Genomic DNA, 25,493 nt, shown 5'->3' on the forward strand with positions numbered 1-25,493 from the left:
GCGTCATTGGCCGTGCCTGAGGACATTCAATGAAACATAAGCCTGCATGGGCCCTGGCGTCGATCATGGTGGCGCTGTCGGGGTGCACCACTGCACCTCCGCGGGATCAAGGCAACCTGTGCAACATCTATCGGCAATACCCGCGCTGGTATGAAGACTCGCTCACTATGCAGAGTCAATGGGGCACACCGCCCCAAGTAGCGATGGCAATTATGAAGCAGGAGAGCAGCTTTGTAGCGGACGCGCTGACACCGCGAGCCTACCTGTTGTGGGTCATACCGTGGGGGCGAGTGAGTCCTTCCTACGGCTATGCCCAGGCTCAGCCTCCCGCCTGGAGCGACTTCGAGAGAAGTACCGGTAAAAGTGGGTCGCGGGACAATTTCGCGGACGCTATCCGCTTCATCGGCTGGTATACGGCAGGGACGCAGCAGCAGTTGGGGATTTCCAAGTGGGATGCTTACAACCAGTACTTGGCCTATCACGAAGGTCGAGGGGGCTACAGTCGCGGTACCTACCGTGCCAAACCCTGGCTGATCCAGGTCGCACGCAAGGTTGAGCAGCAGTCCAAAACCTATGGTGCGCAGCTGAGCCAATGCCGGGGCGAGTTGGAGAGCAAGCGCCGATCATTCTGGTTTTTTTAACCATTTACGGACATTAAAAAGCCCCGCCTGATGACTCAGGCGGGGCTTTTTAACAGCTATTGGAATCAGGCGAGAGGTTTAGGCTCGTGTGCTTCTTCCAGGGCTTTAGGGTTTTGCTCGACCAAGTCTTCGACGGAACGCAGGTTTTCGTCGATGGTTGGTGTGGTGTGCTCAGCAACGGCCTCGGTGGCTTGCGCTTGCGCTTGGGCAGCGGCTGCGGCAGCAGCGGCTTCACGCTTGCGGCGACGCACTTCACGTGGGTCGTTCGGGGCGCGGCCATTGCTGGTCAGAGCGCTTGCCACAGGTGCCGCAACGACGGCCACTTCAACCACCTCAGCCTGCACAATCACTTCAACCGGTTCCGGTTGGGCGACCACTTCAGGCTCGGCAGGCTGCGCTGGAGCAGTTGCTTGTTCCGTCATCACAGGCTCGGCAACGGGCTCGCGCAGGGTGCGGGCTTCCTTGGCAGGCTCGGGACGCTTTTCAAACGCAGGCTTCTCAACGATCGGCGTTTCCACTGCTGGCGCTTCTGCAACAGATGCCTGGACAACAGGCTCAACGGCAGCTTCGACAGGTGCTTCGAGGGTTGGAGCAGGTTCGTCAGCAACCTTGAACGCAGGCTGAGCTTCTTGAACCGGTGCCACTTCAACTTCAGGTGCTTTAACCGCTTCGATCGGAGCAATGGCTTCGACAACAGGTGTCTCAACGACTGGCGTTTCGATTGCCGGTGTTGCAACAGCCGGTGCGATAGCCGCTGGCGTTTCAATAATGGCAACAGCCTTGGTTTGCTCTTCAACAACGACAACTGCGGTTTCAGCCGGGGCTGATTCCTGGGTTGCAGCGGTGGCACGTTCAGCTTGCTGGTTGGCTTGGGCTTGCGCCGGGGCGCTGATTACTGTGCTGGCAACGGCTTCGGTCACGGCCAGACCGGCCGCCAGTTCAGCGGTGGTTGCCGGCGCGTTTTCAGCCTTGGCTTCTTCGCTGCCTTCTTCCGAACCTTCAATCACATTGCCGTTGGCATCACGTTGACGTTCGCGACGATTGCTGCGACGACGCTGACCGCGTGAGCGGCGACGTGGGCGATCGCCCTCGGCGTTGTCTTGGGAATCATCTTGTACGTGCTCGGCGCTGCTCAGTGCGGCTTCGTCTTCAACAGCGGGTGCTGCTTGCTCTGGGCGTGGGGCGCGCTCTTCACGCGGCGCACGTTCTTCACGCGGTTTGCGCTCTTCGTCGCGGCGACCGTTGCGGTTGCGGCTTTGCTGGCGGCCGTTGCGACGCTCTTCGTTGCGTTGCGGGCGTTCCGAAGTCGCAGGTTTTTCAACCACGGTCGGTGCCGGTGCAGGCTCTTCCTTGGACGCAAACAGGCTGACCAGCGACTTCACCAGGCCTTTGAACAGGCTAGGCTCAGCAATGGTTGGGGCTGGAGCGGGCGTGGCAGCGGCAGCAGGTGCTTCGGTCGGAACCGGAGCGGAGGTGCGGGCCGGCGCTGTCTTAACGGCAGCTTCCTGACGGACCAGGGTGCGGGTGGCGGCAGCAGGCTGGATTTCTTCCACTTCAGCAGCCGCAGCAGCGATTTCATAGCTGGACTGGTTGGTGTGGGCTTCCGGGCTGTCATCACGCAGGCGCTGCACTTCGAAGTGAGGCGTTTCGAGGTGGTCGTTCGGCAGTATGACAATGCGTGCGCGGGTACGCAGTTCGATCTTGGTGATCGAGTTGCGTTTTTCGTTAAGCAGGAACGCAGCAACCGGGATTGGCACCTGAGCGCGCACTTCGGCAGTGCGATCTTTCAGGGCTTCTTCTTCGATCAGGCGCAGGATGGCCAGCGACAGCGACTCCACGTCGCGGATGATGCCAGTGCCGTTGCAGCGTGGGCATACAATGCCGCTGCTTTCGCCCAGGGACGGACGCAGACGTTGGCGGGACATTTCCAGCAGGCCGAAGCGGGAGATACGGCCGACTTGTACGCGGGCGCGGTCTGCTTCGAGGCATTCGCGGACTTTTTCTTCCACGGCGCGCTGGTTTTTGGCTGGGGTCATGTCGATGAAGTCGATGACGATCAGGCCGCCGATGTCGCGCAGGCGCAACTGACGAGCGATTTCTTCAGCCGCTTCAAGGTTGGTTTGCAGGGCGGTTTCTTCGATATCGCTGCCTTTGGTGGCGCGTGCCGAGTTGATGTCGATGGACACCAGGGCTTCGGTCGGGTCGATAACGATGGAGCCGCCGGAAGGCAGTTCAACGACGCGCTGGAACGCGGTCTCGATCTGGCTTTCGATCTGGAAACGATTGAACAGCGGAACGCTGTCTTCGTAGAGTTTGATTTTGCTGGCGTACTGCGGCATGACCTGGCGAATGAATGTCAGGGCTTCGTCCTGGGCTTCAACGCTGTCGATCAGAACCTCACCGATGTCCTGGCGCAGGTAATCGCGGATGGCGCGGATGATGACGTTGCTTTCCTGATAGATCAGGAAAGGCGCTGCACGGTCCAGCGAGGCTTCTTTGATGGCGGTCCACAGTTGCAGCAGGTAGTCGAGGTCCCACTGCATCTCTTCGCTGCTGCGGCCCAGGCCGGCAGTCCGCACGATCAGGCCCATGTCGGCAGGAGCGATCAGACCGTTCAGCGCTTCACGCAGTTCGTTGCGCTCTTCGCCTTCGATACGGCGCGAGATGCCGCCAGCACGCGGGTTGTTCGGCATCAGAACCAGATAACGACCGGCCAGGCTGATGAATGTGGTCAGGGCAGCGCCCTTGTTGCCACGCTCTTCTTTTTCGACCTGAACGATAACTTCCTGGCCTTCGCTAAGGACGTCCTTGATATTGACGCGGCCTTCAGGGGCTTTTTTGAAGTATTCGCGGGAGATTTCTTTGAGGGGCAGAAAGCCGTGGCGCTCAGAGCCAAAATCGACAAAGGCAGCCTCAAGGCTGGGTTCGATGCGAGTAATACGGCCTTTATAAATGTTGGCTTTCTTCTGCTCGCGTGCACCTGACTCGATGTCCAGGTCGTAGAGGCGTTGGCCATCTACCAGTGCTACGCGCAACTCTTCAGGTTGAGTTGCGTTAATCAGCATTCTTTTCATGTTGTACCGTCGGTTTCCGGGCTGCCGGAAACGGCGTTCGGCACACACGACTTCTCATGGTCGGTGTCAGGTGCGTCAGGAGTAGTTGGCCACTCCAGTGTCCAGCGATGTTCAGCCCGAGGGCCGAAGTCGCGACTAACGCGTCCTGCTTGCTGTGGTGCTAATGCACCGCTTAAGCAAAAGTCTGGTCAGGAGGAGGAATCAACCGGCGGCTGTGGACGAGATGAAGCGTCTTGATAAAGCCTATTGCTACACAGTCCGGCGGTTGTGCATCTCCACCCTACACGTATCCCTGATAATTCGGGTGCTGCCGCGCGCAGAATCCGCAGCGGGTTGGCATTTACCGTGAACTCCAAAAGGGGAGGCCACGCATCATGGCTAATAAAGGCGAAGTTTCCGAAACATTCGCTCGAAATTCCCGAGGCTGACTGCACTTTGTGAACTGGCCGTGAATATCGGCGTAAAAGGCGAGTTTGCACTCTGCTTTCCAGGCTCGCTTCAGGCCTCATGTCACCTGCGCTTGTTACAACTCCAGGCATTCCGTTGCAGCAAAAGTTCCGTAGGACGGCCTCGCGTCCTCGTGAAGAGCGTTGGTCAGGGCCGGTGGTTCACCGTTAATCCGCTGTCCAGGCCGCTTTTGGCGGCGTTCGCGACTATAGCAGCAATGATTAAGTGCTTCAATTCCATAAAAAATTGTTATCATCCGCGCCATGACGACGACTACCCCCCCGACCCCCAGCGTCCAGCTGCTTGAGGTCTCGCCGGAATATGCCGGCCAACGCATCGATAATTTTCTTCTTGCTCGCCTCAAAGGTGTCCCCAAGACCTTGATTTACCGCATTTTGCGTAAAGGCGAAGTGCGCGTTAATAAGGGGCGGATCAAGCCTGAGTACAAACTTCAGGCGGGCGATATCGTGCGCGTGCCTCCTGTTCGAGTCCCTGAGCGCGATGAGCCTGTGCCGCTGGCTCAAGGTCTTTTGCAGCGACTTGAGGCGGCGATTGTCTATGAAGACAAGGCCTTGATTGTGCTGAACAAGCCTGCGGGTATTGCGGTGCATGGTGGCAGTGGTCTTAATTTCGGCGTTATTGAAGCCTTTCGTCAGTTGCGCCCTGACGTCAAAGAGTTGGAGTTGGTGCACCGTCTCGACCGAGATACCTCTGGTCTGCTGATGATTGCCAAAAAACGCAGCATGTTGCGTCACTTGCACGAGGCGTTGCGCGGCGATGGTATCGACAAGCGCTATATGGCGCTGGTGCGCGGCAATTGGGCGTCTTCCATCAAGCAGGTGCGCGCGCCGCTGATGAAAAGCAACTTGCGTTCCGGTGAGCGCATGGTTGAAGTGAATGAAGAGGGGAAAGAATCGGTCACGGTGTTCAAGGTGCTGCGTCGGTTTGGCGATTTCGCCACGCTGATTGAGGCTAAGCCCATTACCGGTCGTACCCATCAGATCCGCGTGCACACCTTGCATGCCGGGCATTGCATTGCGGGCGATACCAAGTACGGCGAGGAAGGTTTCTCCAAGGAGATTCGCGATCTGGGTGGCAAGCGCTTGTTCTTGCACGCTTACATGCTGACGGTGCCGATGCCGGATGGGGGTGAAATGAAGTTTCAGGCGCCTGTCGACGAAATGTGGGCCAAAACCGTGGAGCGGCTGAGTGTCGTCTGAGTACAAACTGCTGATTTTTGATTGGGATGGCACGCTGGCGGATTCCATCGGCCGTATCGTGACTTCGATGCGGGAGGCCGCCCTGCGTGCAGGGCGTGCCGAGCGTGATGACGATGCAATCAAGGGCATTATCGGGCTGGGGCTGCCGGAGGCGATCCTGACGCTTTATCCCGACATGGCGCCCGATCAGGTTATTGCCTTTCGTCAGCATTATGCGGATACCTATATCGCCCTGGATGCTGAACCTTCCCCTTTGTTTGCTGGTGTGGCCGAGTCGCTTGAGGCTTTTCGTGCGCAGGGCTATCGTCTGGCTGTGGCAACAGGAAAGGCGCGGCGCGGATTGGATCGCGTGCTCAAGGCTCATGGCTGGGAGCGGTTTTTCGATGTGACTCGCGCGGCAGATGAGACGGCCAGCAAGCCGGATCCCTTGATGCTTAATCAAATTCTTGCGCAATGCGACATGCAGCCAGGGCAGGCGCTGATGGTGGGTGATGCCTCCTTTGATCTGCTAATGGCGCGTCATGCCGGTATTGATTCGGTTGCTGTGAGTTATGGGGCTCAGTCCATTGAGCGTTTGCGCGACTTTGGCCCGATGCTGGAGATCGATCATTTTCCCGAGTTGCGTGGCTGGTTGGAGACGCGCACTCATTCACGTCTTTGCTGAGGTAATGCATGGTTGATCAATGGAAGGCGCCTGCCGAGGCTGAGCCCGCTGCTGGCGATGACAAGAGCTGGAAGCTGCTGGAAAAAACCTTGCTGGCCGGCATTCAGGAGCAGCGTCGTGCGCGTCGTTGGGGAATTTTCTTCAAGCTGCTCTCATTCTTGTTGTTGGTAGTTGTCCTTCTGACCTTTACGCCGTTGATGGATATGGAGCGCAACGCCGCTTCAGGTGCGCATTACAGTGCGCTGATCGATGTGCGTGGTGTCATCGCGGATAAAGAGCAGGCCAGTGCCGACAATCTGGTGACCAGCCTGCAAGCGGCATTTGATGATCCGAAAGTTAAAGGTGTGGTGCTGCGCATCAATAGCCCGGGCGGCAGTCCTGTGCAATCGGGTTATGTGTACGACGAAATACGCCGTCTGCGCGGGTTGCACCCGGATACCAAGGTGTATGCGGTGATCTCCGATCTCGGGGCTTCAGGGGCTTATTACATTGCGAGCGCGGCCGATGAGATCTATGCCGACAAGGCCAGTCTGGTTGGTTCGATTGGCGTGACAGCGGCCGGTTTCGGATTTGTCGGTGCGATGGAAAAGCTGGGTATTCAGCGTCGCGCTTACGCCTCGGGCGAGCACAAGGCGTTTCTGGATCCGTTCGAGCCTGAAAAGCCGGATGAAACCAAGTTCTGGCAGGGTGTGCTGAATGTTACCCATGAGCAGTTCATTGCAAGCGTCAAGCAGGGGCGTGGCGATCGTCTGAAGGATAAGGAGCATCCCGAGCTGTTTTCGGGGTTGGTCTGGACGGGTCAGCAGGCGCTGCCCTTAGGGTTGATTGATGGATTGGGCAATGCCAGTTCGGTTGCGCGGGACGTGATCGGCGAGAAAGAGCTGGTTGACTTCACGGTGCAAGAGTCGGCGTTCGATCGATTCTCTAAAAAGCTGGGTGCTAGCGTGGCGGAACATATAGCCCTGTGGATGGGGTTTCAGGGGCCGACCCTTCGTTGAGGGGTGTTGCTAAAAAGCCGACCTGAGAAGGTCGGCTTTTTTGTGTCTGAGCCCGGTGTCAGGGGATGCTGATGCCTTCATTAATAAGCATGTTTACCAGGCTGATCAGTGGTAAGCCGACCAGGCTGGTGGCGTCGTCGCCTTCAGTGCGCTGAAACAGACTCACCCCAAGTCCTTCGGCTTTGAAGCTGCCCGCGCAATCATAGGGCTGCTCGGCGCGCAGGTAGCGTTCGATCTGCTGTGTGCTGAGCGAGCGCATGTGCACGGTGAACGGTACGCAGTCGGTCTGGTAGTTGCCGGTCTGGCTATTGAGTAGCGTAAGGCCGGTCAGGAAGCTGACGCTGGCGCCGCTGGCGTTCAACAGTTGCTGGCGTGCGTTGTCAAAGGTGTGAGGCTTGCCAATGATCTTTCCGTTAAGGACGGCCACTTGGTCGGAGCCGATGATAAGGTGCTCGGGATGGCTGCTGGCGAGGGCCTGCGCCTTTTGCAGGGACAGGCGTCGGACCAGTTCGGTTGCGCTCTCTTCGGGGCGGTGGGCTTCGTCTATGTCGGGTGAGCTGCACGTGTAAGGAAGGCGCAGGCGGTCGAGCAATTGGCGACGATAAACCGAGCTTGAGGCAAGTAATAAAGGCAGCATGCGCGTCTCCTGAAGATGAGCGGCGATTCTAGCGGGCGCACGGGATGTCGCACAGGCACAATTTCCTTTGACAGGTGAGGGGGGCGTCCCTAGAATGCTGCGCCTATGTTGAATGACCCGATTCCACCTCACGTTGACCCGCGCAAATTGGCTGATCGTGGCACTACCCTTCAAGGTGAAGTGCTGCTGGCCGATTTGGAGAGACTCTGCGACCCGCTTTCCGACGATGTCGGTACGGTGCAGGCTAAATTTGTTTTTGAGCGCGACGAGCGAAGATCTGTGGTAATACACAGCTCCATCGACGTCGAGGTCAAGATGGTTTGCCAGCGTTGTCTTGAGCTGGTCACCCTGCCGATCCATAGCGAATGCAGTTATGCCGTGGTGAAAGAGGGTGCGAATACCCAGTCGTTACCGAAAGGTTATGACGTGCTGGAACTGGGCGAAGATCCATTGGATCTGCATGCACTGATCGAGGAGGAGCTTTTGCTCGCCTTGCCCATTGTGCCTGCTCATCATCCGGAAGAATGCCAGCAGCCGGCGGGTCTCGATGAGCCCGATCCAGGCGAGGACGAGGTAACGCGGTCCAACCCGTTCAGTGTATTGGCGCAGTTAAAGCGTGACCCAAACGTTTAGGAGTTAATCAATTATGGCTGTTCAGCAGAACAAAAAATCCCGCTCTGCCCGTGACATGCGTCGTTCGCACGATGCTCTTTCGGCTAGCACGCTGTCTGTAGAAAAAACCACCGGTGAAATTCACCTGCGTCACCACGTATCGCCAGAAGGCGTATACCGTGGTCGTAAAGTGATCGACAAGGGCGCTGACGAGTAATCACTTGTCCGTTCAGGTCATCGCGATCGACGCAATGGGCGGGGACTTCGGTCCCCGCAGCATTGTTCAGGCATGTATCGCTTGCCTATCTGCTACGCCCTCGCTTCACCTGACCCTTGTTGGTCAACCCTCCGTACTTGAAGAATTGATTGCCAGCCATTCGACTGTTGATCGCTCGCGCCTGACCATTACACCTGCCTGCGAAGTCATTTCCATGAGTGAGCGGCCTTCCCATGCCTTGCGTGGCAAGCCGGACTCTTCCATGCGCGTGGCGCTGGAATTGTTGCGCGATGGCAAAGTGCAGGCGTGTGTGAGTTCGGGCAATACGGGGGCATTGATGGCCCTTTCGCGGTTTGTTCTCAAAACACTCCCGGGTATTGATCGTCCGGCAATGGTGGCAGCAGTACCCACACAAGCAGGCTATTGTCAGTTGCTGGACCTCGGGGCCAATGTCGACTGCACTGCGCAGCAGTTGTTTCAGTTTGCCGTGATGGGGTCGGTGGCGGCTCAGGCGCTTGGCACGTTACGCCCACGCGTAGCGCTGCTCAATATTGGTACTGAGGACATCAAAGGTAATCAGCAAGTCAAAGAGGCGGCGACCTTGCTTCAGTCTGCGCCGGGATTGAACTACATCGGTTTCGTCGAAGGTGACGGCCTGTATCGGGGGGAAGCGGACGTCGTGGTGTGCGACGGATTTGTCGGAAATATTCTGCTCAAGTCCAGCGAAGGTCTGGCCACCATGATCGCGGGCCGCATTGAAGCGTTGTTTAAACGCACAGTCGCGGGTCGTTTTGTCGGGGTGCTGGCGTTGCCGTTGCTGCGTCGCCTGCAGGCTGATCTTGCGCCTGCGCGACACAATGGCGCGAGTTTTTTGGGGTTGCAGGGCATAGTCATTAAAAGTCACGGTTCGGCAGGTGCTCAGGGCTTTCAAAGCGCGATAGAGCGTGCGCTGATTGAAATCCATGAAGACCTGCCAAAGCGTTTGCATGGACGTCTTGAAGGGTTGTTACCGTAGGCGTTTTGAAGGTCGAGTGCTTAAATGTGACCGCTCGGTCCAAACAGCCATCCAACTGTCAGTTTCTTGCGTCCGCAATGGCGGAACGTCAATTCACCGACGACCAGATTATTAGGGGCTTGTTACATGTCTACATCCCTCGCATTCGTCTTTCCAGGGCAGGGTTCGCAGTCCCTCGGCATGTTGGCCGAGCTGGGCGCGGCACGCCCGCTGGTCCTGGAAACCTTTACGGAAGCCTCCAAATCGCTGGGTTACGACCTGTGGGCGTTGACCCAGGAAGGCCCTGCCGAGAAGCTGAATCAAACTGATATTACGCAGCCTGCCATTCTGACGGCCTCGATTGCCTTGTGGCGCCTGTGGCTGGCCGAAGGGGGCAAGCGTCCTGATTTTGTCGCGGGCCATAGCTTGGGTGAATACAGCGCACTTGTAGCCGCTGAATGCCTGACTCTGGCTGAGGCGGTCAAACTGGTGGCGTGCCGTGGCCGTCTGATGCAGGAAGCTGTTCCTGCCGGTCAAGGCGCCATGGCGGCGATTCTTGGCCTGGACGATGCTGTGGTCATCCAGGCATGTGCTGACGCCGCGCAAGGTGACGTGGTCAGTGCTGTTAACTTCAACTCGCCGGGTCAAGTCGTGATCGCGGGCACCAAGGCGGCTGTTGAGCGCGCCATGGAACTGTGCAAGGCGGCTGGCGCCAAGCGTGCGCTGCCGTTGCCGGTCAGCGTGCCGTCCCACTGCGAGCTGATGCGCCCTGCGGCAGAGCGTTTTGCTGAAGCCATCGAAGCCATCCGCTGGAACGATCCAAAGATCTCTTTGGTGCAAAACGTCAGCGCGGCCGTGACAAATGATCTGAATGTCATCAAGCGCGATTTGCTCGAGCAGCTCTACAAGCCTGTGCGCTGGGTTGAGTCGGTTCAATGTCTGGCGGCCAATGGCCCGGTTGATCTGGTCGAATGCGGCCCGGGCAAAGTGCTGGCGGGCATCAGCAAGCGTTGCGCTGAAGGCGTCACCATCCACAATTTGAATACCCCGGATGCCTTCGCCGCTGCGCGTGCGGCACTGGTCTGAATCAGGAGAATCCTGCATGAGCTTGCAAGGTAAAGTTGCACTGGTAACAGGCGCTAGCCGTGGCATTGGCCAGGCGATCGCACTGGAGTTGGGGCGTCAGGGCGCCGTCGTTATCGGCACCGCGACCTCGGCCTCTGGCGCTGAGCGCATTGCCGCTACGCTGAAAGAAAACGGTGTTCAAGGCACTGGCATGGAACTGAACGTCACCAATGACGAATCGGTGGCAGCGGTATTGGCCAGCATCCAGGAGCAATTCGGTGCGCCGGCAATTCTGGTCAATAATGCCGGCATCACCCGCGATAACCTGATGATGCGCATGAAAGACGACGAGTGGCATGACGTTGTCGATACCAACTTGAACAGTCTGTTCCGCCTGTCCAAGGGTGTTTTGCGCGGCATGACCAAAGCCCGTTGGGGTCGAATTATCAACATTGGCTCGGTTGTGGGTGCCATGGGCAACGCAGGCCAAGTAAACTATGCCGCCGCCAAGGCCGGCCTCGAAGGTTTCAGTCGTGCTCTGGCGCGTGAAGTGGGCTCGCGCTCCATCACGGTCAACTCGGTAGCGCCTGGCTTTATCGATACCGACATGACGCGCGAATTGCCTGAAGCACAGCGTGAAGCGTTGCTGACACAGATTCCACTGGGTCGCCTGGGGCAGGCTCAAGAGATCGCGAATGTGGTTTCTTTCCTGGCTTCGGACGGCGCAGCTTACGTGACTGGGGCTACAATCCCGGTCAACGGCGGGATGTACATGAGTTAAATGTGACGGATTGCTTCAAAAAAATGTCATACGAGCTGTCTAAAATCCGTTATAAAGCTGCATCTTTTTATAGGTAGCCGGTCATCGCGGGGCACGTGCAAAGCTTTCAGTTGAAAAATTGAAAAGCCTTTAGATACACTTGCCCACTGGCCAGCTGCCTGAATTTGTCCATTAGGAGTGAAAACAAGGTATGAGCACCATCGAAGAACGCGTCAAGAAAATCGTTGCCGAGCAACTGGGCGTTAAAGAAGAAGAAGTGACCAACAGCGCTTCCTTCGTTGAAGACCTGGGTGCCGACTCCCTTGACACCGTTGAGCTTGTGATGGCTCTGGAAGAGGAATTCGAGACCGAAATTCCTGACGAAGAAGCTGAGAAGATCACTACTGTACAAGCTGCTATCGATTACGTTACTGCCCACCAGGCGTAATAGTTTGTAATCGTTGCACGCTGTCATGGAAAAACCGCACTGCCGCTCAGGCGTGCGGTTTTTTCTTTAGGCGTGATGCAAAGTGTCGTCAATAGAATAAAGGAGAGTGCTGTGTCGCGTAGACGCGTCGTAGTCACCGGTATGGGGATGTTGTCGCCACTGGGTGCGGATGTTCCGAGCACCTGGCAAGGCATTCTGGCAGGCCGCAGTGGCATTGGTCTGATCGAACACACGGATCTTTCTGCCTATTCCACCCGTTTTGGCGGCTCGGTACAGGGCTTTAACGTCGAGGATTACCTCTCCGTTAAAGAAGCCCGAAAACTTGACCTGTTTATTCAATACGGTTTGGCCGCTGGTTTCCAGGCAGTGCGTAATGCCGGCCTTGAAGTCACTGACGCCAATCGTGAACGCATCGGTGTGGCGATGGGGTCAGGTATTGGCGGTTTGACCAATATCGAAGAAACCAGCCGTACCTTGCATGAACAAGGCCCACGACGGATTTCTCCGTTTTTTGTGCCGGGTTCGATCATCAATATGATTTCCGGTTTCCTGTCTATCCACTTGGGCACACAGGGGCCTAACTATGCCATCTCGACGGCGTGTACCACAGGTACGCACTGCATCGGCATGGCGGCGCGCAACATTGCTTACGGCGAAGCCGATGTAATGATTGCCGGCGGTGCCGAAATGGCGGCGTGCGGTCTGGGTATGGGCGGCTTCGGCGCGTCCCGTGCGCTGTCGACGCGCAACGACGACCCGACACGCGCCAGCCGTCCGTGGGACAAGGGCCGTGACGGCTTCGTGCTGTCCGACGGCGCCGGTGCATTGGTGCTTGAGGAGCTTGAGCATGCAAAGGCCCGGGGCGCGACCATTTATGCCGAGCTGATCGGTTTCGGGATGAGCGGCGACGCTTATCACATGACCTCGCCACCGGCAGATGGCGCGGGCGCGGCACGCTGCATCACCAATGCCTTGCGTGATGCGAAGCTGAACGTTGATCAAGTGCAATACATCAATGCACACGGCACGTCGACGCCTGCTGGTGACCTGGCAGAAGTCTCGGCGATCAAGTCGGTGTTCGGTGATTACGCCTACCAGTTGGCTGTCAGCTCGACCAAGTCGATGACTGGTCACTTGCTCGGTGCAGCAGGGGCCGTGGAGGCAATTTTCAGCGTGCTGGCCATCAACAGCCAGATCGCGCCGCCGACCATCAACCTCGACGAGCCTGATGAAGGTTGCGATCTGGATTTTGTGCCGCACACGCCGCGCGAAATGCCGATTGATGTCGTGCTTTCCAACTCCTTCGGTTTTGGCGGCACCAACGGCTCACTGGTGTTCCGCCGGTACGCCGAGTGATGCACAGCTGGGTCGACGGTCTGCCAGCTGACGGTCTGCCGTCGCTCCAGGACCGTGGGCTGGCCTACGGTGATGGTTTGTTCGAAACCATTGCCGTCAAGGCTGGCAGTCCCCGGTTGCTGGAGCTGCACATGCAGCGTCTGGCGCTGGGGTGTTCCCGGTTGGCGATCACTGCGGATCACGCTTTGATCCGCAGTGAGCTGCTGGCTTACGCGCACCAGATGGGTGAGGGCGTACTCAAACTGATCCTGACCCGCGGCGATGGCCCGCGCGGTTATGGCGCATTTGCCGAGGCGCAGCCTCGAAGAATTCTGCAAGCTAGTCCCTCTGCTGCCTATCCGCTGGCTAACGCCCGCGATGGGGTTGCTCTCTATGACTGTGCCACGCGGTTGTCCGAACAGCCGCTGCTGGCGGGGCTCAAGCACCTCTGCCGACTGGAGCAAGTGATTGCTCGCTCCGAATGGCAAGATCCTGCCTACGCCGAAGGTTTGATGCGTGATACATCAGGTCGGGTCATAGAAGGCGTTTTCAGTAATATTTTTCTGGTACGGGACGGCATATTGCTCACGCCGGACCTGCAACGCAGTGGTGTGGCCGGCGTTATGCGGGCGGCGTTATTGGCTGAGGCCGAGCGTCTGGCTATCCCGTGTCATGTCACCGATATCAGCCTTGAGCAGTTGCAACAGGCTGATGAATTGTTTGTCTGCAACAGCGTGTATGGCGTTTGGCCTGTGCGCGCATTTGCAGACCTGAGCTGGCCGGTGGGGCCGCTCACCCGTAAACTGCAAGGCATTGCCCGCACCCTATTGGATGTTTGATTCGTGAAACGTAAATTCTTGCTGCTGCTGGAGACAGGTCTGGTGCTGGCGGGCCTTGTGCTGGGCGCTGGTGCCTGGAAACTCAACGCTGCGCTTGAACAACCGCTGAACCTGACCCAAGAGCAACTGCTTGATGTGCCCGCTGGCGCAACCCCGACCGGGACTTTCAATCGCCTTGAGGCAGACGACACACTTAGCGACGCATTCTGGCTGCGCCTCTATTGGCGTTTCAACCTCGCGGGGCAGCCGTTGCACAGCGGCGAGTACCGGATGACGCCCGGCATGACGGCGCACGACCTTATTGGCCTGTGGCAGCGTGGCGAAGTGGTGCAATACAGCTTGACGCTGGTGGAAGGCTGGAATTTCCGCCAGGTGCGCAGTGCATTGGCCCGGCATGAAAAAATCGAGCAGACGCTTGATGGCCTGAGCGACAGTGAAGTGATGGATAAACTCGGGCATCCGGGTGAATTCCCGGAAGGACGTTTCTTTCCTGACACCTATCGTTTTGTGCGCGGCATGAGCGATGCGCAGCTCCTTGAAAAAGCCTACGACCGCCTGCACAAAGTGTTGGCCGAAGAATGGGAGCAGCGCGACCCAGGGGTGCCTTACACCGATCCCTATCAGGCGTTGACCATGGCGTCGCTGGTCGAGAAAGAAACCGGTGTGCCCCATGAGCGTGGGCAAATTGCCGGGGTATTTGTGCGTCGCATGAAAATCGGTATGCCTTTGCAGACAGACCCTACTGTCATCTATGGCCTGGGTGAGCGTTATAACGGCAAGTTGACCCGTGCCCATCTGCGCGAGCCAACGCCTTACAACACCTACACCATCCCCGGTCTTCCGCCGACACCGATTGCCATGGTGGGGCGCGAGGCGATTCATGCGGCTTTGCACCCGGTCAGCGGCAGCAGCCTGTATTTTGTGGCCAAGGGCGATGGCAGCCATACATTCTCGGACGATCTGGACGCGCACAACAATGCCGTTCGCGAGTTTCAGATCAAGCGCCGCGCTGATTACCGTTCGAGCCCCGCGCCAGCGGCGGACGCGACGCCCCAGACCGAGCCTGCGGTTGAGCCGGCACCCGCTGAAACCGAGCCGAAAGGCGAGCAATGACACTGATGAAGGACCGCAGCCTGTGACTGGCTTGTTTATTACCCTGGAAGGCCCCGAAGGTGCGGGCAAGAGCACCAACCGTGAGTACCTGGCTGCACGCTTGCGCGAGGAGGGCATTGATGTAGTGCTGACCCGCGAACCGGGCGGTACACCGTTGGCCGAGCGCATTCGTGAGCTGTTACTGACGCCGAGCGAAGATGCCATGTGCGCCGATACCGAGCTGCTGCTGGTGTTCGCTGCGCGAGCCCAGCATTTGGCCGAGGTCATCCGTCCGGCGCTGGCCCGCGGTGCGGTGGTGCTGTGCGACCGGTTTACGGATGCAACGTATGCGTACCAGGGGGGCGGTCGTGGTTTGTCGCACGGGCGCATCGCGGTGCTCGAAGATTTTGTGCAAGGGGGGCTGCGTCCGGATTTGACGCTGGTGTTCGACTTGCCGATTGAAGTGGGCATGGCCCGCGCCAGTGCGCGGGGGCGACTTGATCGTTTTGAGCAGGAAGGCCGTACCTTCTTCGATGCCGTTCGCAGCACGTACCTGCAACGCGCCGAGGCTGCGCCGCAGCGTTATCGGTTGATCGACGCTGCTCAAACCCTGGAGCAGGTACAGACTCAATTGGATAGCCTGCTGCCACAATTGCTAGGGATGTACCGTGGCTGAGGCTTATCCGTGGCAAGACGCTTTGTGGCAGCAAATGGCCGGGCGCGCCCAGCACGCGCATGCTTACTTGCTGCACGGGCCCGCAGGCATCGGCAAGCGAGCCCTTGCCGAGCGCCTGATGGCCAGTCTGTTGTGCAAGCAGCCAAATGGGTTTGAAGCGTGCGGCACGTGCAAATCCTGTTTATTGCTGGCCGCGGGCAGTCATCCTGACAATTACATTCTTGAGCCTGAAGAAGCCGACAAGGCGATCAAGGTCGATCAAGTGCGGGAACTCGTGAGTTTTGTCGTGCAGACAGCCCAATTAGGGGGGCGCAAGGTGGTATTGGTTGAGCCCGTTGAGGCCATGAACATCAATGCTGCCAATGCTTTGCTAAAAAGCCTGGAAGAGCCCTCGGGCGATACGGTGTTGCTGTTGGTCAGCCACCAGTCCAGCCGTTTGCTGCCCACCATACGCAGTCGTTGTGTGCAACAAGCCTGCCCGCTGCCAAGTGAGGCGCTCAGCCTGCAATGGCTGGCCACGGCCTTGCCCGATTGCACTGTCCAGGAACGCGTGGAGTTGCTGACCTTGGCAGCCGGTTCACCCTTGGCGGCGGTTAAGTTGCAGGCACAAGGCGTGCGCGAGCAACGTGCGTCTGTGGTTGATGGCGTGAAAAAATTGCTCAAGCATCAGCAGTCGGCCACTCAGTTGGCGGAGAGCTGGAATGCGATTCCCTTGCTGTTGCTGTTTGACTGGTTCTGCGACTGGTCGAGCCTGATTCTGCGTTATCAGTTGACGCAGGATGAGTCCGGCCTTGGCCTGGAAGACATGCGCAAAGTGCTGCAATACCTGGCACAGAAAACCCCGCAGGCAAACGTGTTGAACATTCAGGACTGGATTCTTGCCCAGCGTCAGAAAGTGCTGGGCAAAGCCAACCTTAATCGTGTGCTGTTGCTCGAAGCGTTACTGGTGCAATGGGCAAGCCTGCCCGGCCAGCGCTGATCTGATTTAAATTCCAAGCAGGTGATTGCTATGCTCGTCGACTCCCATTGCCATCTCGACCGTCTCGATTTAAGCGCCCACGACGGCTCGCTGGATGCCGCGCTGCAAGCGGCCCGGGAACGAGGTGTGGGGCATTTTCTGTGCATTGGTGTCAGTGCCGACAATGCGGCCGATGTCAAAGCCCTGACGGATCGTTATGACGATGTAGATTGCTCGGTGGGCGTCCACCCTCTGGACGTACAGCCCGGTGCTGCACCGGCGCTGGACTGGTTGCTCGGTGAGTTGAACCATCCGCGTGTAGTGGCCATTGGTGAAACCGGTCTGGATTATCACTACGAGCCTGAAGCGGCCGAATTGCAGCAGATGTCATTTCGCGTTCACCTTGAGGCTGCGCAGCAGACCGGCAAACCCGTGGTGGTTCATACCCGTGGCGCCGGCGCCGATACATTGACGCTGCTGCGTGAAGCGGCACTGCCACAGGCGGGTGTGCTGCATTGCTTTACCGAAGATTGGGAGATGGCCAAGGCTGCGTTGGACCTGGGGTTTTACATCTCGCTGTCCGGCATCGTGACGTTCCGCAATGCCGATGCGCTGCGTGATGTGGCCCGTCAGGTGCCTGCCGACCGCTTGCTGGTGGAGACCGACTCTCCGTACCTCGCCCCCATTCCTTACCGCGGCAAGCCGAATCTTCCGCAATACGTGCGAGAAGTGGCTGAGTTCCTGGCCATGCTCCGTGGTGAGTCATACGAACGCTTTGCAGAGCAGACCACAGAAAACTTCCAGCGTCTGTTTCCGTTGGCACGGGTCCAGCGCTGATCGCCCGACCTTCATAAAGGCAAAAAAAACCCGGGCTCTGGGGGAATCCGGGTTAAGACCATTAGGAGTAAAACAAAGGCACACAGTCCGTGGCGGCCTTTATCGGCGAAGCACTTGGGGGGATGTACCGCCGACCCCTTAAGTATTGGTCAGCATTGTCAGGCGTCCAGTCTTGGCTGTACATTTTTTAAACAGATTTGGAATACCCGTGATTCGGTTGAGTACGTATCGGCTGCAACGGAATTTCCCGGCACCGATCGATTTGCAGGATGATCCGTGCAATTTAGCGTGACTTAGGCATAATACCGGGCTTCGATTTTGACCCCTACAGACCTTTTCTTATGCACAAAGAACCCCGTAAGGTCCGTGAGTTTCGTCGCCGTGAGCAAGAAATTCTCGATACCGCGCTCAAGCTGTTCCTCGAACAGGGTGAAGACAGCGTCACCGTCGAGATGATTGCGGATGCCGTCGGTATCGGCAAAGGCACTATTTACAAGCACTTCAAATCCAAGGCTGAGATCTACTTGCGCCTGATGCTCGATTACGAGCGCGATTTGAACGCGTTGTTGCATTCCGCTGACGTGGACAAGGATAAGGAAGCGCTGTCGCGCGCCTATTTTGAATTCCGCATGCGTGACCCTCAACGTTATCGGTTGTTTGACCGCCTTGAAGAGAAGGTGGTCAAAGGCAATCAGGTGCCTGAGCTGGTGGAGGAGTTACACAAGATTCGCGCGTCGAATTTTGAACGCCTGACCCTGCTCATCAAGGGCCGTATCAGTGAAGGCAAGCTGGAAGACGTGCCGCCTTATTTCCACTATTGCGCCGCCTGGGCGTTGGTGCATGGCGCCGTGGCGCTGTACCACTCGCCGTTCTGGAGCAATGTGCTGGAAGACCAGGAAGGTTTTTTCCAGTTCCTGATGGACATCGGTGTGCGCATGGGCAACAAGCGCAAGCGCGATTCAGACACGCCGGCAGTCGACTAACACTGCTGCTTAGCCCTGCATGGCACCCTGTCGTGCCGCCTATACTCAGGCTTGGGTCTTGCCAAAATCTGATACTTGAGTCAGGTTTTGGCGCACCCCCTTTCTCTCGTGCCGGAGTCATCCATGATTGTTGACCGCCAAGGCAGACAATTTCGCAACTTGCGCATCAGTCTGACGTCAGCTTGCAACTATGCCTGCACGTATTGCGTCCCCAATGGCAAGCGGCTCGTGGCAGCGCAGGATGAATTGTCGGCCGAGGCCATGGCGCGTGGGGTTGCCTACCTGATAGAAGCAGCGGGCATTGAGCGTTTGCGTATTACAGGGGGGGAGCCACTGGTAAGCCCCAAACTTGAAACCTTTATGCGTGAAGTCGGGCAGTTGGGCCTGAGTGATATCAGCCTGACCACTAATGGCCAATTGCTTGCTCGCAAATTGCCCCTGTTGGTGGATGCGGGCATTCGTCGTCTCAATGTATCTCTCGATACGCTGGACCCCGATACCTTCCGCAGCATTGCTCGCGGCGGTGACTTGGCCACGGTGCTCGACGGTCTGCAACAGGCCAGCGATGCAGGCATGAAAATCAAGGTCAACATGGTGCCCTTGCGTGGGCAGAACCTCGATCAAGTCATGCCGCTACTCGAATACTGTCTGGAGCGCGGCTATGAGCTGCGTTTTATCGAGCTCATGCGCATGGGGCATCTGGCCAGCGACGGGAATGGGTTCCTGCAACAATTCGTCAGCCTGCAACAGTTGCTCGCGTTGATTGGCGAGCGTCATGAATATTTGCAGGCCGATGCACCGGTGGATGCCACTGCCGTGCGTTACCAGATTCCGGGCTGCGGGTACTTTGGTGTGATTGCCAACGAAAGCGTGCCGTTTTGTCGAACCTGCTCGCGTTTGCGACTCTCTTCTACCGGCTGGCTGCATGGCTGTTTATCGTCAAGCAATCGCCATTATGTCGGCGACTTGCTCAACAAGCCCCGTCACGAAGCGTTGCCTGCATTGCAGGGGTTGCTGATGAAAGCCCTGGGCGACAAACAGGACATTGCCTTCTCGGGTGGCGCCACCGTGATGAAAATCATCGGCGGCTAAAACCGGGCCGCGCTAAACCTCAAGTGACTGCACAAACTGGCGCGCAAACTGCATTACGCGACTACTCGCCGGTTTTTTGTCGCCGGTCATCAGGAGATCAGGATGCGTAGTCTGTTTGTTTTGCTGGCTTTGTTGGCGCTGGGTGGATGCATGAAGGTCAGCGACCTGGGTCAAGGCGCACGTGATCAAATGAGTGATGCCGGTCTGCTGGACCATAGCAACACGCGCCGCAGCAATTCCCTGCGCATTCAGCCTGATTCCTTTATTTACATCGCTCAGGGCCCCTTCAAGCCAATTGGCGACCCTTATGTTCGGCCCAACGTAGTCGCGGAAGAGGCGTTTAACGGTTTTGTTGAATATTTCCCAATGGTGCGTCGCGCCAAGGCGCCGGTCGGGCTGGATGAAGCAATGACCGAAGCGCGGGGATACGGCGCTCATTATTTGTTGTACACGCGGTTTGCCCGTGCCGACGACCGCATTGGTAACAGTGACGAGTGGCTGGATCAGGAAGAGATCAGTCGTTTGGGCATCGATAGCGGTGTGATTCAAGTGATGTTGATTGAAACCAGCACCCAATACCTGATCGATACGGCGACCATCCGCAGCCGTGGCGGCTTGCTGACGTTCCATGACAACAAACCAGCCGACCTGATTGGCCCGCCGCTGGCTAAGTACGCCCGCAGCTTGATAGGCTTGAGCGACCAATAGAGCGAGGGAAGCACCATGAGCGAGCCGGTTGACGTCAGTAATCTGTTGGCGCAAATCCCGAGAGCCGACAAGGGATTGCCGCCGGTTCATCTGTGGGACACCGCGTTTTGTGGTGATATCGACATGCGCATCGCCCGTGATGGCACGTGGTATTACATGGGAACGCCGATCGGTCGTAAGCCAATGGTCAAATTGTTCTCGACCATAATTCGTCGCGATGGTGATGATTATTTTCTGATCACACCGGTGGAAAAAGTCGGCATAAAGGTCGATGACGCGCCATTTGTGGCAGTTGCACTGGATGTGCAGGGGGAGGGAGAGCAGCAGGTGCTGCGATTCATCACTAATGTGGATGATCTGATTGAGGCGGGTCCTGAGCATCCGGTGCGGGTAGCGATCGACCCTGTCACTCAGGAGCCCTCGCCCTACCTACGGGTGCGCCGGAATCTGGAAGCCTTGATCCATCGCAATGTGTTCTACCAGTTGGTAGAGCTGGCGCAAACGCGACCGATTGACGGTCAGTTGTGGTTCGGCGTCTGGAGCCATGGGGAGTTTTTCCCCATCGCCCCGGACCCGGGTGCGTAAACGCTTAGGCTTTCAGCGTTTTCATATCAATCACAAAGCGGTATTTCACGTCGCCTTTCTGCACGCGTTCAAACGCCTGATTGATGTTTTTGATGTCGAGCATTTCGATGTCGCAAGTAATACCGTTGGCTGCGCTGAAGTCGAGCATTTCCTGAGTCTCAGCGATCCCACCAATCAACGACCCGGCCAGCACGCGGCGTTTGAATACCAGATTGAAGGCGTTGACAGCAGGTTCAATCGGTTCGATCAGGCCCACCAGAATATGCACCCCGTCAAAACGCAGGGTTTCGAGGTAGGGGTTTAGGTCGTGTTTCACCGGAATGGTGTCCAGCAAGAAGTCGAAGCTGCCAGCAGCGGCCTTCATTTGCTCGGCATCGGTGGACACGATCACGTGATCGGCTCCCTGACGACGGGCTTCCTCGGCCTTGGCGGCGGAGCGGGTGAACAAGGTCACTTCAGCGCCCATGGCCTTGGCGAACTTGATGCCCATATGGCCCAGGCCGCCCATGCCCAGTACACCCACCTTGTCGCCCGGCTCAACCCCGTAGTGTTGCAGGGGCGAGTAGGTGGTAATGCCGGCACACAGCAGCGGTGCTGCGCTCGCCGGGTCAAGGTTTTCCGGGATGCGCACCACGAAATCTTCGCGTACCACGATGCTGTCCGAGTAGCCGCCCATGGTGGTGGTGCCATCGATGCGGTCCGGCGAGCCGTACGTTTGGGTAAAACCTTCGAGGCAATATTGCTCCAGGTCTTCCTTGCACGCGGAGCATTCGCGGCACGAGTCGACCATGCAGCCCACTCCAACCAGATCGCCCACGTTGTACTTGGTCACGGCGCTGCCCACTGCAGTCACTTTGCCGACGATTTCGTGGCCCGGCATTACCGGGTAAACGGCAAAGCCCCAATCGTTATGCACTTGGTGAATATCGGAGTGGCACACGCCGCAGTACATGACCTCGATGGCGACGTCGTCCGGGCGCGGCGCGCGACGGTTGAACTGCATCGGCGTCAAAGGAGCGGAAGCGGTTTTAGCGGCGTAGCCGATGGCGTTATAGGTGACGTTGGACATGGAGAACCTCGCGAAACGTTGACTGTAAACAAGGAGGTGATTTTGCGCCCGCCTGCCTGTCAGGACTATGACGATTCCTCCGCCTGTTATGCCTATTCCTCCGGCGTGTCGGGGTGGATCTGGTTTTAACCGTCAATTCTGCGAAGATGCGCCTGTCTATTCCTCTTGTGAAGTTGTCTGCATGTTTTTGACTCGCCACCGCGACGAGAATGCCACGCTGGTTTCATTGATCCAGCCGTTGGCCTCGCAAATCGGTTTTGTATCGACATTGTTGCCCGAAGTGCGCGTGGTTTCTGCCTGTCGGGCAGTGGCGCGCATGCCGCAGATTTATGAGCCTAGCCTAATGGTCATCGCTCAGGGCAGTAAGTTGGCCTATCTCGGACAGCGGACACTGGAATATGGCGCAGGGCATTATCTGGTGCAGGCGTTATCCGTCCCGTTCGAGTGTGAGACCTTTGCATCTGAGCAAGTTCCCCTGCTGGGTGTGGCCATCAGTATTGACCGCGCCGTGCTCGGTGAGTTGGTGCTGGCAATGGGGCGTGATCCTGATCGCAACGCTATTGCTCAAACGCCCGAGTCCATGACCTCAGCCGTGCTAGATGACGAAATGCGCCAAGCGGTTGAGCGGTTACTGCGCTGTCTGCACGACCCTTTGGAGTGCCGGATCATGGGCAAGGCGCGGTTGCGCGAAGTGCTCTTTGCGGCCTTGCGAGGACCGCAGGCAGGCGTATTGCGCGCGCTGGTCGAGCAGCAAGGCCAGTTCGCACGGGTGGCAGCGTCCCTCAGTCATTTACACGAACATTTCGCTGAGCCATTGAATGTCGAGACGCTGGCGCGTTGCGCGAACATGAGCGCCTCCACTTTTCATGAGCATTTCAAGCGCAGTACGCTGTTGTCGCCCGTGCAGTACCTCAAGCGCTTGCGCTTATTGCGGGCTCAGCAGTTGCTGTTGAATGAGGGCTTGGGCGTTGCGCAAGTGGCAGAGCGGGTGGGTTATCAAAGTACGTCGCAGTTCAGCCGCGAGTACAAACGCTATTTCGAGCGCAGTCCGGGGCATGAAGGGGCGGGAGGATTGTAGCGAGCAGTTCTTGCGTGCCTGTCGCCACTAAAAGCAGCGTAAGACTGTTGATGATTGCGTGAGTGGCCCCGATAGCGGGGCCGCTCGTGACATCTTGTCGTCTCTTCAGCGGCTAAGTGGCCGCTTCAGGCTTACATATTCGGGTAAGTCGGGCCGCCAGCCCCTTCTGGGGTAACCCAAGTGATGTTCTGCGACGGGTCTTTGATGTCGCACGTTTTGCAATGAACGCAGTTTTGCGCGTTGATCTGGAAGCGCTTCTCACCGCTTTCCTGAGTGATCACTTCATACACGCCCGCCGGGCAGTAGCGTTGAGCCGGCTCATCGTACAGCGGCAGGTTGACGCTGATTGGGATGTTCGGATCGCGCAGCTTGAGGTGACAAGGCTGTTCTTCTTCATGGTTGGTGCTGGAGAGGAACACTGAACTGAGTTTGTCGAAGCTGAGCTTGCCGTCGGGTTTCGGGTAGTCGATCTTCTTACAGTCTTTGGCCAGCTTCAGGCACGCGTAGTCTGGCTTGTTGTCGTGCAACGTGAACGGCAGTTTGCCGCCGAAGAGGTTCTGATCCATCCAGTTGAAACCGCCGCCCAGGATAGGGCCGAACTTGTGCAGCGCCGGACCGAAGTTACGGCTGGCGAACAACTCGTCAAACAGCCAACTGCCTTTGAAGGCTTCAACGTACGTATTGAGCGCATCACCGCCTTCGGAACCGGCGAGCAGCGCATCAGCCACTGCATCGGCGGCGAGCATGCCGGACTTCATCGCCGTGTGGCTGCCCTTGATTTTGGAGAAGTTCAGCGTGCCCAAATCGCAACCGATCAATGCGCCGCCGTTGAAGACCATTTTAGGCAGCGAGTTCAAGCCGCCCTTGCAAATGGCTCGGGCGCCGTAACTGATGCGCTTGCCGCCTTCAAGGTACTGCTTGAGCACCGGGTGATGCTTGAGGCGCTGGAACTCATCGAACGGCGAAAGGAAGGTGTTGCTGTAGGACAGGTCAACAATCAGGCCGACCACGACCTGGTTGTTTTCCAGGTGATACAGGAAAGAGCCGCCGGTGTTCTCGCTGCTCATAACGTCCAGAGGCCAGCCCGCGGTGTGAACCACAAGGCCGGGCTGATGTTTGGACGGGTCGATTTCCCAGATTTCTTTCAGGCCGATACCGTAGTGCTGACTGTCTGCGTCGGCGTCCAGCTTGAAGCGTTCGATCAGTTGTTTACCAAGGTGACCGCGGCAGCCTTCTGCGAACAGCGTGTACTTGCCGCGCAGTTCCATGCCCGGGGTGTACAGGCCTTCTTTTGGGTTGCCTTCTCGGTCAACACCCAAGTCGCCAGTGATGATCCCGCGGACCACGTTGTTTTCATCAAGCAGGACGTCTTGTGCGGCAAAGCCGGGATAGATTTCCACGCCCAGGTTCTCGGCCTGTTGCGCCAGCCAGCGGCACAGGTTGCCCAGCGAGATGATGTAGTTGCCTTCGTTGTGCATGGTCTTGGGCACAAAGAAGTCCGGCACCTTGGTCGAGGTGGTATCACTGCGCAGTACATAAATATCGTCGCGGGTGACCGGTGTATTGAGTGGAGCGCCCAGTTCTTTCCAGTCCGGGAACAATTCGTTCAGGGCGCGGGGTTCAAACACGGCGCCAGACAGGATGTGTGCACCGACTTCAGAGCCTTTTTCAACCACGCAGACGCTGATTTCGTTACCGGCTTCGGCGGCCTTCTGCTTCAAACGGCAGGCGGCGGACAAACCGGCAGGGCCGGCGCCGACGATGACCACGTCGAATTCCATGTATTCGCGTTCCACAGGCTATCTCCTACTCAAGGCTCAACGGTATTTTTCTAATTGGAGGTTTGGCGTTTCATCCATTATTTCCTCGGCGCTCGCTGAAGACGCAATGGATGACGCACCGCTCTCTCTAAGGGGCGGCATTATATCTACACCACCCGCGGGGTCCAATACAAACGTTTGTTTGAAATCCCTGCAACCCAGACAAATCAATGACGCGCGGCTCTAAAGTGGCCGATTTGCTGTATTGACCGCAAAAGGCGTTCCGGTCAAGATACGGGCGGTTTTGCGCTCGCCGTAGGCTGATTGTTGGTTTCAAGAGCACCTCTAAAGACAGGGCACAGGCATTAGCCTGATGGGGCCTGCCATTTTTTGAGCGAAGTTTACACGTCATTGCGATGAATGACTTGCCAGTCACATCCGATAAGCGGTCGCAAAGGGAAGTTTTGGGCACGCGTCCTTCTTTATATAAGCAGGGCAAGGCAACGATCTTTGGAGGTGCCCTTGTGCTGATGAGCATCAACCGCCAGGTTCGCCTAGGCGACTTTCTTTTCACCGGAGAGTAACGAGGAATCCATGAAGGTTCTTGTAGCTGTCAAACGAGTGGTCGATTACAACGTTAAAGTTCGCGTCAAAGCGGACAACTCCGGCGTTGACCTCGCCAACGTCAAGATGTCGATGAACCC

At 57.5% G+C, this 25,493-nt stretch carries 25 protein-coding genes and 1 pseudogene; 22 read left to right on the plus strand and 4 right to left on the minus strand.

The window, feature by feature from the left end:
* The first annotated feature begins 29 nt into the window (after positions 1-29).
* Entirely contained in the window at positions 30-641 is a 612-nt protein-coding gene (locus tag CJF39_RS18140) for a hypothetical protein (protein ID WP_170942701.1), read from the plus strand.
* Positions 642-706: 65 nt separating this feature from the next.
* Here the strand turns inward: CJF39_RS18140 and rne are convergent, their stop codons facing one another.
* Positions 707-3,706, minus strand: coding sequence for a ribonuclease E (gene rne / locus CJF39_RS18145; RefSeq protein WP_094994680.1), 3,000 nt, complete (start codon positions 3,704-3,706; stop codon positions 707-709).
* A 719-nt stretch (positions 3,707-4,425) separates the two neighbouring features.
* Between rne and rluC the strand changes: the two genes are divergently transcribed.
* The 3 genes from rluC to sppA are packed head-to-tail and all read left to right on the plus strand — an operon-like array spanning position 4,426 to position 7,044.
* The gene (gene rluC, locus CJF39_RS18150) at positions 4,426-5,382 is read left to right on the plus strand and encodes a 23S rRNA pseudouridine(955/2504/2580) synthase RluC (protein ID WP_094994681.1); all 957 of its coding nucleotides are present in this window, start codon (positions 4,426-4,428) and stop codon (positions 5,380-5,382) included.
* The gene (locus tag CJF39_RS18155) at positions 5,372-6,046 is read left to right on the plus strand and encodes an HAD-IA family hydrolase (protein WP_094994682.1); all 675 of its coding nucleotides are present in this window, start codon (positions 5,372-5,374) and stop codon (positions 6,044-6,046) included. Before rluC ends, CJF39_RS18155 begins: the two co-directional genes overlap by 11 nt.
* Before the next feature lie 8 nt (positions 6,047-6,054).
* Positions 6,055-7,044, plus strand: a complete 990-nt coding sequence (gene sppA, locus CJF39_RS18160) for a signal peptide peptidase SppA (RefSeq protein WP_094994683.1) — start codon at positions 6,055-6,057, stop codon at positions 7,042-7,044.
* Positions 7,045-7,102: 58 nt separating this feature from the next.
* Here the strand turns inward: sppA and CJF39_RS18165 are convergent, their stop codons facing one another.
* Positions 7,103-7,681: a Maf family protein gene (locus tag CJF39_RS18165; protein ID WP_094994684.1), complete on the minus strand. Its 579-nt coding sequence runs from the start codon at positions 7,679-7,681 to the stop codon at positions 7,103-7,105.
* 105 nt (positions 7,682-7,786) lie between these two features.
* Here CJF39_RS18165 and CJF39_RS18170 point away from each other — a divergent pair, with 105 nt between their 5' ends.
* From CJF39_RS18170 to CJF39_RS18245, 16 genes are all read left to right on the plus strand, one after another.
* Positions 7,787-8,314, plus strand: coding sequence for a YceD family protein (locus CJF39_RS18170; protein ID WP_047276241.1), 528 nt, complete (start codon positions 7,787-7,789; stop codon positions 8,312-8,314).
* A gap of 13 nt (positions 8,315-8,327) precedes the next feature.
* Positions 8,328-8,510 carry a 50S ribosomal protein L32 gene (gene rpmF / locus CJF39_RS18175; RefSeq protein WP_003442519.1) on the plus strand — a complete coding sequence of 61 codons (183 nt, stop codon included), beginning with the start codon at positions 8,328-8,330 and terminating at the stop codon, positions 8,508-8,510.
* 4 nt (positions 8,511-8,514) lie between these two features.
* Positions 8,515-9,525, plus strand: a complete 1,011-nt coding sequence (gene plsX, locus CJF39_RS18180; RefSeq protein ID WP_094994685.1) for a phosphate acyltransferase PlsX — start codon at positions 8,515-8,517, stop codon at positions 9,523-9,525.
* Positions 9,526-9,651: 126 nt separating this feature from the next.
* A complete protein-coding gene (gene fabD / locus CJF39_RS18185) occupies positions 9,652-10,590 on the plus strand; it encodes an ACP S-malonyltransferase (RefSeq protein WP_094994686.1) in 939 nt (312 codons plus the stop codon).
* A gap of 16 nt (positions 10,591-10,606) precedes the next feature.
* Positions 10,607-11,350: a 3-oxoacyl-ACP reductase FabG gene (fabG, locus tag CJF39_RS18190; protein WP_094994687.1), complete on the plus strand. Its 744-nt coding sequence runs from the start codon at positions 10,607-10,609 to the stop codon at positions 11,348-11,350.
* A gap of 190 nt (positions 11,351-11,540) precedes the next feature.
* Positions 11,541-11,777, plus strand: a complete 237-nt coding sequence (gene acpP, locus CJF39_RS18195) for an acyl carrier protein (RefSeq protein WP_016973676.1) — start codon at positions 11,541-11,543, stop codon at positions 11,775-11,777.
* Positions 11,778-11,888: 111 nt separating this feature from the next.
* A complete protein-coding gene (gene fabF, locus CJF39_RS18200) occupies positions 11,889-13,133 on the plus strand; it encodes a beta-ketoacyl-ACP synthase II (protein WP_094994688.1) in 1,245 nt (414 codons plus the stop codon).
* Positions 13,133-13,951 (plus strand): aminodeoxychorismate lyase, encoded by an 819-nt coding sequence (gene pabC / locus CJF39_RS18205; RefSeq protein ID WP_094994689.1) that lies wholly within the window; start codon positions 13,133-13,135, stop codon positions 13,949-13,951. Before fabF ends, pabC begins: the two co-directional genes overlap by 1 nt.
* 3 nt (positions 13,952-13,954) lie before the next feature.
* Positions 13,955-15,064 (plus strand): endolytic transglycosylase MltG, encoded by a 1,110-nt coding sequence (gene mltG / locus CJF39_RS18210; protein WP_094994690.1) that lies wholly within the window; start codon positions 13,955-13,957, stop codon positions 15,062-15,064.
* 22 nt (positions 15,065-15,086) lie between these two features.
* Complete coding sequence (gene tmk / locus CJF39_RS18215; RefSeq protein WP_094994691.1) at positions 15,087-15,719, plus strand: dTMP kinase; 633 nt, start codon at positions 15,087-15,089, stop codon at positions 15,717-15,719.
* Positions 15,712-16,698, plus strand: coding sequence for a DNA polymerase III subunit delta' (locus tag CJF39_RS18220; RefSeq protein WP_094994692.1), 987 nt, complete (start codon positions 15,712-15,714; stop codon positions 16,696-16,698). Before tmk ends, CJF39_RS18220 begins: the two co-directional genes overlap by 8 nt.
* Before the next feature lie 30 nt (positions 16,699-16,728).
* The gene (locus CJF39_RS18225) at positions 16,729-17,514 is read left to right on the plus strand and encodes a TatD family hydrolase (RefSeq protein ID WP_094994693.1); all 786 of its coding nucleotides are present in this window, start codon (positions 16,729-16,731) and stop codon (positions 17,512-17,514) included.
* Positions 17,515-17,855: 341 nt separating this feature from the next.
* Positions 17,856-18,497 carry a TetR/AcrR family transcriptional regulator gene (locus CJF39_RS18230; RefSeq protein ID WP_094994694.1) on the plus strand — a complete coding sequence of 214 codons (642 nt, stop codon included), beginning with the start codon at positions 17,856-17,858 and terminating at the stop codon, positions 18,495-18,497.
* A gap of 123 nt (positions 18,498-18,620) precedes the next feature.
* Positions 18,621-19,589 carry a GTP 3',8-cyclase MoaA gene (locus CJF39_RS18235; protein ID WP_094994695.1) on the plus strand — a complete coding sequence of 323 codons (969 nt, stop codon included), beginning with the start codon at positions 18,621-18,623 and terminating at the stop codon, positions 19,587-19,589.
* A 102-nt stretch (positions 19,590-19,691) separates the two neighbouring features.
* On the plus strand, positions 19,692-20,297 hold the full coding sequence (locus tag CJF39_RS18240; protein WP_094994696.1) for a DUF4823 domain-containing protein: 606 nt from the start codon (positions 19,692-19,694) through the stop codon (positions 20,295-20,297).
* Between the two features lie 15 nt (positions 20,298-20,312).
* Complete coding sequence (locus CJF39_RS18245; RefSeq protein ID WP_094994697.1) at positions 20,313-20,882, plus strand: DUF1285 domain-containing protein; 570 nt, start codon at positions 20,313-20,315, stop codon at positions 20,880-20,882.
* A 4-nt stretch (positions 20,883-20,886) separates the two neighbouring features.
* On the opposite strand, the gene CJF39_RS18250 is transcribed toward CJF39_RS18245, so the two are convergent.
* Entirely contained in the window at positions 20,887-21,951 is a 1,065-nt protein-coding gene (locus CJF39_RS18250) for an NAD(P)-dependent alcohol dehydrogenase (RefSeq protein ID WP_094994698.1), read from the minus strand.
* Between the two features lie 181 nt (positions 21,952-22,132).
* Here CJF39_RS18250 and CJF39_RS18255 point away from each other — a divergent pair, with 181 nt between their 5' ends.
* On the plus strand, positions 22,133-23,029 hold the full coding sequence (locus tag CJF39_RS18255) for an AraC family transcriptional regulator (RefSeq protein WP_094994699.1): 897 nt from the start codon (positions 22,133-22,135) through the stop codon (positions 23,027-23,029).
* 131 nt (positions 23,030-23,160) lie between these two features.
* On the opposite strand, the gene CJF39_RS18260 is transcribed toward CJF39_RS18255, so the two are convergent.
* A complete protein-coding gene (locus CJF39_RS18260; protein WP_094994700.1) occupies positions 23,161-24,825 on the minus strand; it encodes an electron transfer flavoprotein-ubiquinone oxidoreductase in 1,665 nt (554 codons plus the stop codon).
* 558 nt (positions 24,826-25,383) lie between these two features.
* Between CJF39_RS18260 and CJF39_RS18265 the strand changes: the two are divergent.
* Positions 25,384-25,493, plus strand: a pseudogene (locus CJF39_RS18265) (electron transfer flavoprotein subunit beta/FixA family protein); the annotation flags it as partial.

The sequence above is a fragment of the Pseudomonas lundensis genome (assembly GCF_002269125.1).
Taxonomy (GTDB): domain Bacteria; phylum Pseudomonadota; class Gammaproteobacteria; order Pseudomonadales; family Pseudomonadaceae; genus Aquipseudomonas; species Aquipseudomonas lundensis_A.

What these genes read in the sequence shown, in the direction of transcription:
- CJF39_RS18140 (WP_170942701.1), top strand. Translation starts at nt 30, where the DNA reads ATGAAACATAAGCCTGCATGGGCCCTGGCGTCGATCATGGTGGCGCTG.
- rne (WP_094994680.1), bottom strand. Translation starts at nt 3,706, where the DNA reads ATGCTGATTAACGCAACTCAACCTGAAGAGTTGCGCGTAGCACTGGTA.
- rluC (WP_094994681.1), top strand. Translation starts at nt 4,426, where the DNA reads ATGACGACGACTACCCCCCCGACCCCCAGCGTCCAGCTGCTTGAGGTC.
- sppA (WP_094994683.1), top strand. Translation starts at nt 6,055, where the DNA reads ATGGTTGATCAATGGAAGGCGCCTGCCGAGGCTGAGCCCGCTGCTGGC.
- CJF39_RS18165 (WP_094994684.1), bottom strand. Translation starts at nt 7,681, where the DNA reads ATGCTGCCTTTATTACTTGCCTCAAGCTCGGTTTATCGTCGCCAATTG.
- CJF39_RS18170 (WP_047276241.1), top strand. Translation starts at nt 7,787, where the DNA reads ATGTTGAATGACCCGATTCCACCTCACGTTGACCCGCGCAAATTGGCT.
- rpmF (WP_003442519.1), top strand. Translation starts at nt 8,328, where the DNA reads ATGGCTGTTCAGCAGAACAAAAAATCCCGCTCTGCCCGTGACATGCGT.
- fabD (WP_094994686.1), top strand. Translation starts at nt 9,652, where the DNA reads ATGTCTACATCCCTCGCATTCGTCTTTCCAGGGCAGGGTTCGCAGTCC.
- fabG (WP_094994687.1), top strand. Translation starts at nt 10,607, where the DNA reads ATGAGCTTGCAAGGTAAAGTTGCACTGGTAACAGGCGCTAGCCGTGGC.
- acpP (WP_016973676.1), top strand. Translation starts at nt 11,541, where the DNA reads ATGAGCACCATCGAAGAACGCGTCAAGAAAATCGTTGCCGAGCAACTG.
- pabC (WP_094994689.1), top strand. Translation starts at nt 13,133, where the DNA reads ATGCACAGCTGGGTCGACGGTCTGCCAGCTGACGGTCTGCCGTCGCTC.
- CJF39_RS18225 (WP_094994693.1), top strand. Translation starts at nt 16,729, where the DNA reads ATGCTCGTCGACTCCCATTGCCATCTCGACCGTCTCGATTTAAGCGCC.
- CJF39_RS18230 (WP_094994694.1), top strand. Translation starts at nt 17,856, where the DNA reads ATGCACAAAGAACCCCGTAAGGTCCGTGAGTTTCGTCGCCGTGAGCAA.
- CJF39_RS18235 (WP_094994695.1), top strand. Translation starts at nt 18,621, where the DNA reads ATGATTGTTGACCGCCAAGGCAGACAATTTCGCAACTTGCGCATCAGT.
- CJF39_RS18240 (WP_094994696.1), top strand. Translation starts at nt 19,692, where the DNA reads ATGCGTAGTCTGTTTGTTTTGCTGGCTTTGTTGGCGCTGGGTGGATGC.
- CJF39_RS18245 (WP_094994697.1), top strand. Translation starts at nt 20,313, where the DNA reads ATGAGCGAGCCGGTTGACGTCAGTAATCTGTTGGCGCAAATCCCGAGA.
- CJF39_RS18250 (WP_094994698.1), bottom strand. Translation starts at nt 21,951, where the DNA reads ATGTCCAACGTCACCTATAACGCCATCGGCTACGCCGCTAAAACCGCT.
- CJF39_RS18255 (WP_094994699.1), top strand. Translation starts at nt 22,133, where the DNA reads ATGTTTTTGACTCGCCACCGCGACGAGAATGCCACGCTGGTTTCATTG.